11 protein-coding genes and 1 pseudogene are annotated in these 12851 nt (G+C 44.2%); all 12 read left to right on the top strand.

Going from position 1 to position 12851, the window contains the following annotated elements; genetic code table 11:
- Window positions 1-975, top strand: coding sequence for a cytochrome c nitrite reductase subunit NrfD (gene nrfD, locus AB4209_RS08305; RefSeq protein WP_372055511.1), 975 nt, complete (start codon window positions 1-3; stop codon window positions 973-975).
- A gap of 167 nt (window positions 976-1142) precedes the next feature.
- Window positions 1143-3047, top strand: coding sequence for a heme lyase CcmF/NrfE family subunit (locus tag AB4209_RS08310; protein ID WP_372055513.1), 1905 nt, complete (start codon window positions 1143-1145; stop codon window positions 3045-3047).
- The gene (locus AB4209_RS08315; protein ID WP_017060982.1) at window positions 3040-3594 is read left to right on the top strand and encodes a DsbE family thiol:disulfide interchange protein; all 555 of its coding nucleotides are present in this window, start codon (window positions 3040-3042) and stop codon (window positions 3592-3594) included. Before AB4209_RS08310 ends, AB4209_RS08315 begins: the two co-directional genes overlap by 8 nt.
- A complete protein-coding gene (gene nrfF / locus AB4209_RS08320; protein WP_102428064.1) occupies window positions 3591-4031 on the top strand; it encodes a heme lyase NrfEFG subunit NrfF in 441 nt (146 codons plus the stop codon). The genes AB4209_RS08315 and nrfF overlap by 4 nt, the downstream gene beginning before the upstream one ends.
- 89 nt (window positions 4032-4120) lie before the next feature.
- Window positions 4121-4297: a hypothetical protein gene (locus AB4209_RS08325; protein WP_017060980.1), complete on the top strand. Its 177-nt coding sequence runs from the start codon at window positions 4121-4123 to the stop codon at window positions 4295-4297.
- Window positions 4298-4546: 249 nt separating this feature from the next.
- On the top strand, window positions 4547-5143 hold the full coding sequence (gene ribA / locus AB4209_RS08330; protein ID WP_009848836.1) for a GTP cyclohydrolase II: 597 nt from the start codon (window positions 4547-4549) through the stop codon (window positions 5141-5143).
- A 176-nt stretch (window positions 5144-5319) separates the two neighbouring features.
- Complete coding sequence (locus AB4209_RS08335) at window positions 5320-6579, top strand: imelysin family protein (RefSeq protein ID WP_372055516.1); 1260 nt, start codon at window positions 5320-5322, stop codon at window positions 6577-6579.
- 111 nt (window positions 6580-6690) lie between these two features.
- Entirely contained in the window at window positions 6691-8079 is a 1389-nt protein-coding gene (locus tag AB4209_RS08340) for a di-heme oxidoredictase family protein (RefSeq protein ID WP_372055518.1), read from the top strand.
- A 159-nt stretch (window positions 8080-8238) separates the two neighbouring features.
- Window positions 8239-9300, top strand: coding sequence for an imelysin family protein (locus AB4209_RS08345; protein WP_372055520.1), 1062 nt, complete (start codon window positions 8239-8241; stop codon window positions 9298-9300).
- Window positions 9290-10383: pseudogene (locus AB4209_RS08350) on the top strand (DUF1513 domain-containing protein). The gene AB4209_RS08345 and the pseudogene AB4209_RS08350 overlap by 11 nt, the downstream one beginning before the upstream one ends.
- Window positions 10384-10463: 80 nt before the next feature.
- A complete protein-coding gene (locus AB4209_RS08355) occupies window positions 10464-12002 on the top strand; it encodes a murein L,D-transpeptidase (RefSeq protein ID WP_017066831.1) in 1539 nt (512 codons plus the stop codon).
- A 198-nt stretch (window positions 12003-12200) separates the two neighbouring features.
- On the top strand, window positions 12201-12749 hold the full coding sequence (locus AB4209_RS08360; protein ID WP_017066830.1) for a YcbK family protein: 549 nt from the start codon (window positions 12201-12203) through the stop codon (window positions 12747-12749).
- The last annotated feature ends 102 nt before the right edge of the window (window positions 12750-12851 follow it).

The raw sequence follows: 12851 nt of genomic DNA on the forward strand, positions 1-12851 counted from the left end.
ATGAGTGCATGGGATACAGCGTTTCAATCAGGTACCGTGGTTTGGGACTGGATCATTGCTATCTATCTGTTTTTGGCGGGTATGTCAGCGGGTGCAGTGATGATCTCCATTTACCTAAAACGTAAGGTCATTGAAGGCGATCCTGCTCATAATGGTGTGTTAAAGGCGACCGCTTTTCTTGCGCCATTTGGGATCATTTCAGGCCTACTTATCTTGGTTTTCCACCTGACAAATCCGTTATCCTTTTGGAAGATCATGATCTTTTATAATCCGACGTCAGTGATGTCGATGGGTGTGATCTTATTCCAAGTGTATATGGTGATCCTATTTGTTTGGATCGGCATTATATTCCGAAATCAGATTGCCGTATTCTTGAGTGATCAAGTATGGTTAAAAGGACGACTCGATTTCGTCAGTAACTGGATTGGCAAATTAGAAGTGTTTGAGAATGCTTTGGAAATATTCTTAGCTGTGCTTGCGCTATTACTTGCGGCTTACACTGGCTTCTTACTCTCTGCGCTAAATACCTTCCCAATGCTGAATAACCCAGTGTTGCCGATATTGTTCTTATTCTCGAGTTTATCCTCGGGAGCGGCGGCATGTATTTTATTTGGTGTGTTGGTCTTTAAGGAGTCTCCGCATAGTGCGAGTATTTCTTGGATCCACGGCTTCGAACGTCCTGTTGTTATGTTTGAACTGTTTGTCCTTGTTACTTTCTTCACTGGGTTGATATTTGCTGGTGGTCAAAGTGAGCAGGCAGTATGGAACGCGATTGGCGGTGGTTTCTGGGCAAGTTGGTTCTGGTATGGCGTAATTGGTGTGGGTATGGTTTTACCCTTGTTGCTTAACGCCGTGACACCAGCATCGGTTCGCCATAGTACTGTGTATATTTTCTCTGTTACTTCATTGAGTCTGATGGGCGTATTAATGCTAAGAACGTTTGTCCTTTATGCAGGACAATTAACGTTAGCTTAATTTCGCTCAAGGTTATAAGTGAGTGGATGTTGGATACTAAACATCTGCTCACTAAATTTCTTTTCGCTGAGTAGCAATAGCTAGTTGAGTTACATCAGCTAGTTGAGCAATCAATGCCAATAATGGTTTAACTTGGTTCTGCTTAGGTAGAGCCTGATTGAGGTGATATGGTCGGTTCTTTGGGGCTGTTTAGTTTAATTTTGGTCGCTGTTCTCAGCAGCATTATCGCTGTGTATTCGATGTATCAAATGCTAACTAAACAAGCACAAAATGTGGCTTTAATTCGCAGTTTCTCCCTCTCTAGCGCTTTGTTTTCCATTGGCGCTATCGTTTTACTTGGCTATGCCTTTGTAGGTGACGACTTTTCCATCCTCTATGTTGCAGAACACTCCAATACTCAATTACCCACCTTCTTCAAAATGGCCGCTGTGTGGGCTGGACATGAAGGCTCATTGCTATTTTGGGTCTTAACCATTAGCTGTTGGTCGGGTGTGATTGCCCTACAAAAGCAATATTCTTCTGAGTATCAGAGCCGCGTATTGTGGGTGATGAATGTGTTACTCGCGATATTTGCATGGTTTACCTTATTTGCTTCGAACCCATTTGAACTGAATTCGACCTTGCCACTTGAAGGGCGTGACCTTAACCCAATGCTGCAAGACGTTGGTTTGATATTCCATCCGCCTCTGTTGTATTTGGGTTATGTTGGTTTCTCTGTGGTCTTGGCATTTGCTGTGGCCGCTTTGCTGGTGGATCCGATTGAGTTCGATTGGGTCGCTCATTGTCGCAGTTGTTGTTTGGTCGCTTGGATCTTTTTAACCGCAGGGATCATTCTTGGTTCTTGGTGGGCATACTACGAGTTAGGGTGGGGTGGTTGGTGGTTCTGGGACCCGGTAGAAAATGCCAGCCTATTACCTTGGCTAACATCAACCGCTCTATTGCACAGTTTGGGTGTTGCTAAAGGCAAGCAACAGTTGCTGAAGTGGTCACTTAGCCTTGCTTTCATTACGTTTTGTTTAAGTATCCTCGGTACTTTTATTGTTCGATCTGGCGTCCTCACTTCCGTTCATGCTTTTGCTGTTGACCCAACCAAAGGCATCGCGCTGTTGCTGATACTGGTTTTGGTGTTAGTGAGTTCGTTTTCTCTTCTTATTGTTCGTGGTGAATCTTTCGAGTCGAATCCAATCACTAGCTTTGCGAGTAAAAGTTTTTTGAGTTTAGTGGCGGTACTTATATTTGTACTGGGTACGGCGGTGGTGGTGTTTGGTACCTTCTACCCAATGGTTTTTGAATTACTTGGCCTTGGAAATATCTCTGTGGGCGCACCTTACTTTAATCTTCTTATTGCGCCATTGGCTCTGCTTGCGATGGGAGTGATAGGGTTAGCGCCATTGCTCAGTATCAAACCTCAAGCGTCGAAAGGTGTGATTGGAATTATTGCCTTATTGTCTCTCTGTCTTGGCTTTGTAACTTATGTTTTGCAAGTTGAAGCGATCCAAGTGATGGTGCTAATGACATGGTCACTTGCGTTTTGGGTAGCCCTGACTCATGTTTACGGCTTAGCGGTAACGCGCAACTCTAAGTTTCAACGCAAAGTATGGGTGATGACGTTGGCGCATGTGGGTGTCGCAGTATTAGCGATAGGTGCCGCGATGAACAGTTACCATTCATTTGAGCGAAGTTACAAATTGAGCCCAGGTGAAGAGGTTGAGTTTATGGGCTGGACGCTCTCTCATCGTGATACCGAGCTCTATGTCGCCTCCAACTTTACTGCAGAAAAAGCGATACTCGAATTAGATGCTAGCGAGCAAAGCTTTTCCATCGCGCCAGAAAGAAGACACTACCAAGTTCGTGTTATGAACATGAGTGAGCCTGCAATGAAGTGGTTCTGGCATGGCGATGTTTATATCACCATGGGCGAGAAAGTCGATTCCACCGCTTACGCATTTCGTGTTCAGTATAAGGCGTATGCGCGCTGGATCTGGTTTGGTGGGCTGTTCTCCATTATCGGCGCTTTGCTCTCATTGACTCATCGTAAAAAGAAAACCGTTAAGGCGTCACAGTATGCATAACAGCGTTCGTAACAAGCTAATTACTCTAATTGCCTTAGCATTGATTGTGGTGCTGGGATTTGTCTTTGCGCTTGATAATAAGCAGCAATCGACCATGGTGTCTGAACAACAAAGGGCATTTCCAGAATTTACATCGAGTGCGTTAGTGAATAGTGAAGGCGTCAGTGGTCAGCAGAAAGTTACGCTTACTGATGTCACGCAGCACCCTTATCAACTGGTTAATGTATGGGCATCTTGGTGCGGGATATGTAAAACCGAACATTCATTTTTGCTTCAACTTCACGATAAAGGCATTCCCATCGTTGGGCTCAATTATCGAGATAACTCTGGGGCTGCGATTAACGTGTTATCGAACGATGGCAACCCGTACTTAACCGTGATCAGTGACCCTCAAGGCAAGTTAGCGTTAGAGTTGGGCGTAATCGGCACACCTGAAACGTATTTGGTTGATGCCAATGGCCAGATCATTAAGAAGCTATTGGGCGTTATTAATGAAACGGTATGGAAAGATGAGCTTGCGATGTATTTTGATGGTGTGAATGGATGATGAAGTCTCTAATACAAACGTTGTTTATGCTGTCAGCGCTTTTAGTGATTAGCCTTCCGACTATGGCTGAAGATCTTTTTACTGCCAGTAATAAAGATACGAGTATTCAAGTTGAACTGTTTGAGTTTGATAATCCAGAACAACAGCAACGTGCTATCAGCTTGGCGAAAACGTTACGCTGCCCACAATGTCAAAACCAAAATCTGATTGAATCCAACTCACCAATAGCAAAAGACTTACGTCTTGTTGTGTTCAATATGGTGAAAGCAGGGAAGAGTAATAGTGAAATTACTCAATATATGACGGAAAGATTTGGTGAGTTTGTACTTTATAAACCGGCAATGACGGCTTCAAATCTATTACTTTGGTTGCTACCGAGCCTATTACTTCTCTTATTTATATATTTATCAGTAAAAAGTGTTAGGAAGAGCTCATAAAAATTGTGTATTACTGTTTACCAACTGACCTGTATTTTGTAACATTAACCGATTATAAAGGCTAAGCACTGCTATATAAGGATGTACCTGTGGATAACGTAATCTCAAATTTAAAGAAAGAGTTCCATACTCATGTCCAGTCAGATAAATGGGCAGAGAGATACAGTGCTAAGTCGAGCATTTCTACGCTTACGCAAGAAGAGCTAACCGAATTAGAGAATGCTTGGGTGCAACTTGTCATCTGGAAGCAAACTCAAGTAAGTTGAGCGTTCTGTAAAAAAGTGTAGTTTTAGCCGCAACTGTTTAATTTATAACCCCATGTTGGTCATCCCAATGTGGGGTTTTTTCTTACTTGAAAAATAATTGTTATATTATAACAATTTGTACAAGGTCGACCTTGAAAAAAATTGTTAACAGCCTCATAGTGTCTATCATTAGATAGTTAGCTACAAAATATTGCCTAGACATATAATGTAGTGTTGTTAAATACATCGAATTTTCAAGTGAGTATAGCTATGGCGGAAGTGCGTGCCAGAATAGATTTCAAAGTAGGGGTAACAAGCAGTATTGATGCTGAACTTCTGTCTTTTCATGGATTGAAAACAGATAAAGAGCATGTTGCTGTGATATTTAAATCAGCAGACAAGACACAAGACATACCTCTTGTTCGTATGCACTCTGAGTGCCTGACTGGTGATGTTTTCCATTCCTCTCGCTGTGACTGTGGTGAGCAGCTAGACGAAACCATTAGAATTATGGGTGAGACGGGGGGAGTGATTCTTTACTTACGCCAAGAAGGTCGTGGTATTGGTTTATACAATAAAATCGATGCATACCGCCTGCAAAGCGAAGGCATGAACACCTATGAAGCCAACAACCACCTAGGTTTTGGCGATGACCTACGCGATTTTACTGAAGCTGCTGAAATGCTACGCGCCTTAGGTACTACAAAAATCCGCTTAGTCACCAACAACCCTAAGAAGATCAATGAGCTAAAATCTTTTGGTATTGAGATTGAAGAAGTGGTGAATACCTCTGCTCATATCAAATCGGGTAATGAAAGCTACCTGAAGGCAAAAGTCTCACACGGTAAGCATAATCTGGATATCTGATTAGCCTCTTTGTTACGCTTAACATAAAAATGTTTAAAGACCTCACATATGTGAGGTTTTTTTGTATTTATCTTGCAATAAAATTGTAAGTTTGTATTATTTCAATCCGTAGTGCAAATGATAATGGTTTGCACTATTACTACGAATAATAATTTAAAGCTCAACAAGGATGCTTCATGACCATTAAATCTTTAGTGACAAAAGCCGTAACTTCGTCACTCATTTTTGCCTCTGCTTCTTCTTTCGCAGCAGTAACTCAAGATCAAGTTGTAGAACATTACGCAGATATTGCGCATGCAGTGTTTGCAGATTCAGTAATTACAGCAAAAGCGTTGAACTCTTCTATTGATACCTTCTTAGGTTCTCCTTCTGCTGGCAACTTCGAACAAGTAAAACAAGCTTGGCTTGAGTCTCGCGTACCATACCAACAGTCAGAAGTTTTCCGCTTCGGCAACGCTGTTGTTGATGATTGGGAAGGCCAACTGAACGCATGGCCACTAGATGAAGGCCTGATTGATTATGTTTCGACTGATTACCAATATGAACTTGGTAACGAAGGCGCTAGCGCAAACATCGTGGCTAACAAGACTTTCCAAATTGGTCAGACTACCGTTGATGCAACCAACATCACCCCTGAGCTAATCGCAGACTTGAACGAGATCGGTGGTTCTGAAGCGAACGTAGCGTCTGGCTACCACGCAATTGAATTCCTACTTTGGGGCCAAGATTTAAACGGTACAAACAGCGGTGCAGGTGAGCGTGCTTACACTGATTTCGTTGTTGGCGCTGAGTGTACTAACGGCAACTGTGACCGTCGTGGCGCATACCTAAAAGCATCTGCTGAGCTACTTATCCAAGACCTAGAATGGATGGAAAAGCAGTGGGCTGAAGGCGAGAAAGGCAACTACCGTCAAGAGCTTCTTTCAGAATCTAGCGAGAATGGTCTTCGTAAAATGCTGTTTGGCATGGGTTCACTGTCTCTAGGTGAGCTAGCGGGTGAGCGTATGAAGGTGGCTTTAGAAGCTAACTCTACTGAAGATGAGCACGATTGTTTCTCTGATAACACGCACAACTCTCACTACTACAACGAGCAAGGCATCTACAACGTTTACACGGGTCTATACAAGCGTGAAGACGGTACTCTGCTTTCCGGCCCAAGCCTGTTCGACCTAGTAGAGCAAAAAGATGAGCAAGCTGCGAAAGAGATTCAAAAGCAGTTTGACCTAGCACGTGCACAAGTAGGCGAATTAGTAACGTCTGCAGAGAAAAACAACCAGCACTTCGATCAGCTAATCGCTGCTGACAACGCTGCGGGTAATGCACTAGTAAACAAAACAATTGTTGCGCTAGTGTCTCAAACAGCGGCTATTGAGCGTGCTGCGGGTGTGATTGGCATTGATAGCCTAAACCCAGACACAGCGGATCACGAGTTCTAAGAACCCGAGCCGACACAAATGTAAGGGCTCTGATTGAGCCCTTAATTGTTTGATCCTCAAGAAAGCCACACCCACATAAAAACTAAAATCAAAAACACAGCAAGGCAATGTATGAAGTCGTATCTCTCAGCCTCACTATTAACCGCACTGTTTTTCGTATCTCCATTACACGCTCATGAAACCTACTCTGGCGGCAAAACGACCGTGAAGAAAGAAGGAGCGAACGCTTTTTCCCTTCCCGCAGCCAATCTACCAATGAGTAAGCGCTTGGATTTCAGCGTAGGTAATAGCTTCTTTAGAAACCCTTGGGTTCCTGCACCGTCATCAACCGATGCTCGTGATGGGTTAGGACCACTATTTAATACTAACGGCTGTCAAAACTGCCACATCAAAGATGGTCGTGGCCACGCGCCAGAAGAAGGAGATGAGAACGCAGTATCCATGTTGGTTCGTTTAAGCATTCCGGCTGAAACGCCTGAGCAGCGACAAGCCTTCATTCGAGATGGTGGAATTCCAGAGCCGACGTACGGCGGTCAGCTACAAGATTTTGCGCTTCAAGGTGTAAAACCAGAGGGCAAAGTGAGCATTAGCTACACGGATGTTCCTGTTGAATTCAAAGACGGCACCGTCGTTACTCTGCGTAAACCCACTTTAAATATTACTGAACTTGCTTTCGGCGAGATGCATCCTAAGACCGAGTTTTCAGCTCGAGTGGCGCCGCCAATGATCGGCCTAGGTCTGCTTGAGAGCATCCCACAAGAAACGATTCTTGGCTTCGCGAAGCAACAAGCTGCGGACAGCCAAGGCGTAACAGGCAAAGCCAATTATGTTCTTGATGTTCAAACTAACGAAATGGCGTTGGGTCGATTTGGTTGGAAAGCCGGACAGCCAAACCTAATGCAACAAAATGCTGCAGCATTTAACGGCGATTTGGGCTTAACAAGCAGTTTGTTCCCGAACGAAAACTGCACATCAGCTCAATCAACCTGTGATGATTTTCCAAATGGTGGTGAACCTGAAGTCAGCGATAATATCCTAGATTTTGTTGAGTTCTATTCGCAGCATTTGGCGGTTCCAATTCGTCGCAACGTTGATAAGCCTGCGGTTGTTCAAGGTAAAAAACTGTTTAAAGCTATTGGTTGCCAAAGTTGCCACCAAGCTGAAATTCGCACAGCAGAACGTGAAGGCTTACCTGCGTTGTCTAAACAGCTAATCAGCCCATATACCGATATGTTACTGCACGATATGGGAGAAGGCTTAGCCGACAATCGCCCAGAGTATCTAGCCAATGGTCAAGAGTGGCGTACCACACCACTTTGGGGATTAGGTTATACCAAAGAAGTGAACGGTCATACGTTCTTACTTCATGACGGTCGCGCAAGAAACGTTATGGAAGCGGTACTTTGGCATGGTGGTGAAGCAGAAATGGCAAAACAAAAAGTATTAGCTTTGAGTAGCAGTGAACGCGAAGCACTACTAGCGTTTTTGGACTCATTATAGGCTGTCTTGAATTCAGTTAAGCCAACGGCTTAGTTACTTAAGAAAACCGCTAACAAAAGACTGACTACCGCTGAACTTGTAGGGATACGAGGCCAGCGGTCGTTTCATATTTATTGAACTCATATAATTAAAAGAAAAACTAGGAAGTAAGGTAACAGCATGGCACATAAATTTTTGTTAATGCCCTTGTCGGTATTAATCATGGCAGGCTGCCAGTCATCGGGTGAGCAAACGGCTTCATCTGAGGTTAACGGTGTCTCTTATCAAGCAGACACGACTGCTCATATCAGCCGTAGCGTGTATCAACAAGAGTTTGATTCAGCCGTGCTATTCGCTAAGCAAGCCGGTGAGCTGGAAGTCTTGATGCAGGGTTACTGTGAAACCAACAATATTGAGCTGGATGCGTTGGAAAATCAGTGGCAGCTCACCATGAACAGCTGGATGGCACTGCAAGGACAAGAAAGAGGCCCAACAGCGGCATTGGAACAGAGCTGGAATGTTCAGTTTTGGCCAGACAAAAAGAACACGACGGGTCTTAAGATGCGTCAGCTAACTCAGCAGAACAAAGCTTGGACTCAAGACGAAATCGCGCAGCAGAGTGTGACCGTTCAAGGGCTAGGTGCGTTGGAATGGTCGCTTTATGACGAGCAATCTCCATTGCTTCAAGACAAAGCTTCAGGTTGTCTATCTTCACAAGCTATCGCACAAAACCTGGCGATGAAATCGGCCTCTATTGCTGAAGCTTGGCAGGTTAACCCGTGGTTAGCACTGGACGAGATGCGTTGGGAATCGGAGTACATCGCTTTGTTGACCAATCAACTTGATTACAGCATGAAAAAACTGAGTCGTCCGATGGCTAAAATTGGTCATCCACGCCCTTACTTCTCGGAATCATGGCGCGCTCAAACCTCAATGACTCAGCTGAAATCGAACGTAGCGGCGCTAGAGAAATTGTACTTAGCAGATGGTAATGGTCTTGATGGTTTATTGAGAGAAAAGGGCTTAAATGACCTTGCCGATCGTGTAGCTGCCCAGTTCACGCTAACCTTAGATACTTGGCCTACAGACTCTAGCTTGTTTACTCTATTACAGAGCAAAGAGGGCTACCGAGAGGTGCTGACTCAATACAACAAACTAGAACGTTTGAAGTACCTGATTCATGAAGAAGTAGCGATAGAGCTTGGTGTGGTAATAGGATTTAATGCTACCGATGGTGACTAATACTACGCGAAGAACGCTACTCAAGGCTGCACTGGGTTGTGCAGCTGTTCCATTGTTGCCGTTTGGCTGCGCTAGTCGCTCTGGTGCTGTGAGCTCATCTAGTGAGCCTCAATTAATCGGTTGTGCGCTGAATGGTCGTGGTCAATATTCTGCAGTTGTGGCTGACGAATTTGGCATGCCACTGAGCCAACTTCCCATCCCCAATCGTGGCCATGGCGTCGCGATTTGCCCAACCTCATCGCATGCGGTGGTTTTTGCTCGTCGTCCTGGTGACTATTTTATGGTGTTTGACTATAAAAACGGTCAGCAGATCAAAATGGTCGTCAAAGGTAACAACCGCCACTTCTATGGTCATGGGGTTTACTCATTAGATGGCAAGTTACTGTATGCCACCGAAGGGAAAACGGACACCAGCCAAGGCGTGATTGGCGTTTACGATGTCGCGCAAGGCTATCGTAAGGTCGAAGAGTTCACTGGTTTCGGTATCGGCCCACATGAAGTGATCATCATGCCGGATGGTAATCTCGCGATCGGCGTTGGTGGCGTTCATACTGATGGTAGAACACCGAAAAACCTCGATTCGATGCTGCCGAGCTTGAGTTATGTTTCTCCTGAAGGTGTGTTACTTGATCAGGTTGAATTGTTGGATAAGAAGCTGAGCATTCGACATTTAGCCCATGATGGTGCTGAAACGGTACTTTGTGGCCAGCAATATCGTGGTGAACCAGATGAGTATCCTTCGCTATTGGCGATGCATACTAAAGGCGGCCAGTTTGAATCACTGAACGCAGAGCCTGAGCAATGGGCAAGGTTCAATCACTATATCGCCAGTATTGCGGCGTCAGACGATTGGATTATTGCGACTTCGCCAAGAGGCAATTGCTACGGTATTTGGTCGAAAGAGACCAAAGAATTAGTAGAACTGTCTGCATTATCTGACGCTTCTGGTGCTGTGCTGTGCTGTTTGATGGTGAGTTTCGATTAAGCTCTGGGGCGGGCAGTGTGGTTAGCCAGCGCAAGCCTTATGAGAAATCAACTCAGCAATCATCGGTCCAGTGGGATAATCACTGGAGTGCAATTTGATTCATAAATCCCTTAAAAAATAACATGCTTACTCCCGTTTCTTTGCCATACTTATGGAATTGTTGGTGACGGAGTTAAGCATGTTAGCAAAATACTTCTGTGGATTATTGGTGTTAGTTTCCGTGCATGCATGGAGCTATGCGAGTTCTGACGAGAGCCGTTTCATTCCGGCGGAATCAGAACTCTCTTTCATGCTTATATATCCAGAGCTCACACAGAGTATCTATCAAGACACTTCTCTGCCTATCCTTTGGGATTCTCCTGAGCTGGTTAAAGCGTTTGAGTTCCAATTGTCGCTTCTTGAACAAGCGCAAATGGCACCACTCTTCGAGCGACAACTCAAGCAAATCCGTCACTATCAATCCCATGCTCAATGGCAAGAGTTGGACATATTACTTACCGATACTTTTATCTACTACCTGAGCTACGTTGAAAATGCGCCGCTTGCCGGTAAAGATTGGTACTTCTCGGGCAAGTTGCATTCCAAATTACCTGCGCCTTCTCCGCATATTCTGATGAGCTTAAAAAGCAGCGTTGCCAATGATTACTTATTGGAGATGGTGTTGTCTTACGCGCCGCCTGTTGGGGATTTTGACCAATTCAAAGCAACCTATTCGGTGTTAGAAACCGCCTCTGAACTCAATATTGAACGATATAGACAGAAAGGTTTGAAGCGCTTGGGTGACGAGCTTTCAGACAAGACGGTTCTTGTTGAGCGCATTGCTTTGGTTGGTGTTGATACCTCGATGATCGCGGTCGATTTTCCCAAGTTCGATCGAGATCTGCAAAAGGCGATTAAATCTTTCCAACGCATGCACGGTCTTACGGATGATGGGATCATCGGGCCAGACACGATCAAATGGATCAATATGGGCTTTGATGATCGACTTACTTCCCTAGCATTGAACGCCGAGCGTGCCCGCTTATGGCCAAGAAATAGAGACTCACTGATTGTGGTGAATGTACCTAGTTTTGATATGAAGTATTGGGAAGATGGGGAAGAGGTTTTTGAATCTAAAGTTGTGGTTGGGAGAAAATCGAGAAAAACACCACTCTTAGAGATAAAGCTTGATTCGGTTATCTTAAATCCGACTTGGAACGTGCCATGGAAAATCATGGTTAAAGATATCTTGCCTAAAGTAAAAGCCGACGAGAGTTATCTTGAAACACACAATTTTCAAGTGATCGATGGTTGGCGTTCGATGGAAACTGTCGATACTACCGAGATAGATTGGCAAACGATTAACTTTAACTCTTTTCCTTATCGAATGCGCCAGCAAGCAGGCTCTAGTAACGCATTGGGTTTGTATAAGTTCAATACGCCCAACAAGCGAGCCATCTATCTCCATGACACCCCAAGTAAAAGCTTGTTTAACGATGACTTCCGCGCCTATAGCTCTGGTTGTATTCGTGTTGAGCATGCCGAGGAACTCGCGGAGTTGTTATTTGCGACTAAGGTAAAGAAAGTGCCGAATCAGGATGATGAACTTGCGCCCAATACTAAGGTTCGTCTCAAGAAGCGAATTCCAGTGCATATCATTTATCAAACCGTGTTGTTTGAAGAAGGAGGCATACAATACCGCGGTGATATCTACCAATATGATAAAGAGGGCGGTTGATTGAAATATGGTCAAGAAAGGTGATCTTGACTGAAAAATGACAACCAAGCTTCTATTGATAAAATTATAATGAGTATCAATAACTAACCGTGCAAAGGTTACAAATACTAACGTTTTGCACGGTTTTTGTACGTTGACGCAGCAAATTTCATTATGTATCGTGCATTTTTCGTTCGATCTAATTGGTTTTTTTGCTGTATGTCTCAAAGTTTATTTTCACGCCGTCAGTTTCTGACTTACGCTGGTGGTACTGCTGTAGTCGCCTCTCTTACTCCTTCTATCGCTTTCGCTTCATACCCGGATCAACCAAGAACGATTAGAATGAACAATCTTCACACTGGTGAACGATTAGAGACTTGTTATTTCGATGGCACTAACTATGTTGGTGACGAGATGGCACGCCTTAGCAAACTGTGCCGTGACTTCCGCCGCAATGAGATTCATCCAATGGATAAGAACCTGTTTGATCAGATCACTCAGATTCAAAATGTACTGGGTATTCAAAAAGAAGTTCAAATCATCTCTGGCTACCGCTCTCCAGCAACCAACGAAGCGTTGCGCTCTAAGTCGAGTGGTGTCGCTAAAAAGAGCTATCACATGCTTGGTAAAGCGATCGATTTTCGTATCGATGGTGTTGATTTAAAGGAACTGAGAGACGTAGCTAAAAGTCTGCAAGCAGGTGGTGTTGGTTATTACGCTCGTAGTAACTTCATCCACATTGATACTGGTCCAGTTCGCAGCTGGTAGAGCTAAGCTGAGTTATTGAGTGATACGGTAGGCACTTGTCAAAGTAGACATCCAATGTCATAGTTTGCCCAAATTTCAGTTTGTTCTAATAATTCGGTTTAT

The sequence above is a fragment of the Vibrio sp. 10N.286.48.C11 genome (assembly GCF_041469805.1).
Classification (GTDB): domain Bacteria; phylum Pseudomonadota; class Gammaproteobacteria; order Enterobacterales; family Vibrionaceae; genus Vibrio; species Vibrio crassostreae_C.

What these genes read in the sequence shown, in the direction of transcription:
- AB4209_RS08340 (WP_372055518.1), top strand. Translation starts at nt 6,691, where the DNA reads ATGAAGTCGTATCTCTCAGCCTCACTATTAACCGCACTGTTTTTCGTA.
- nrfF (WP_102428064.1), top strand. Translation starts at nt 3,591, where the DNA reads ATGATGAAGTCTCTAATACAAACGTTGTTTATGCTGTCAGCGCTTTTA.
- AB4209_RS08360 (WP_017066830.1), top strand. Translation starts at nt 12,201, where the DNA reads ATGTCTCAAAGTTTATTTTCACGCCGTCAGTTTCTGACTTACGCTGGT.
- nrfD (WP_372055511.1), top strand. Translation starts at nt 1, where the DNA reads ATGAGTGCATGGGATACAGCGTTTCAATCAGGTACCGTGGTTTGGGAC.
- AB4209_RS08315 (WP_017060982.1), top strand. Translation starts at nt 3,040, where the DNA reads ATGCATAACAGCGTTCGTAACAAGCTAATTACTCTAATTGCCTTAGCA.
- AB4209_RS08345 (WP_372055520.1), top strand. Translation starts at nt 8,239, where the DNA reads ATGGCACATAAATTTTTGTTAATGCCCTTGTCGGTATTAATCATGGCA.
- ribA (WP_009848836.1), top strand. Translation starts at nt 4,547, where the DNA reads ATGGCGGAAGTGCGTGCCAGAATAGATTTCAAAGTAGGGGTAACAAGC.
- AB4209_RS08335 (WP_372055516.1), top strand. Translation starts at nt 5,320, where the DNA reads ATGACCATTAAATCTTTAGTGACAAAAGCCGTAACTTCGTCACTCATT.
- AB4209_RS08355 (WP_017066831.1), top strand. Translation starts at nt 10,464, where the DNA reads ATGTTAGCAAAATACTTCTGTGGATTATTGGTGTTAGTTTCCGTGCAT.
- AB4209_RS08310 (WP_372055513.1), top strand. Translation starts at nt 1,143, where the DNA reads ATGGTCGGTTCTTTGGGGCTGTTTAGTTTAATTTTGGTCGCTGTTCTC.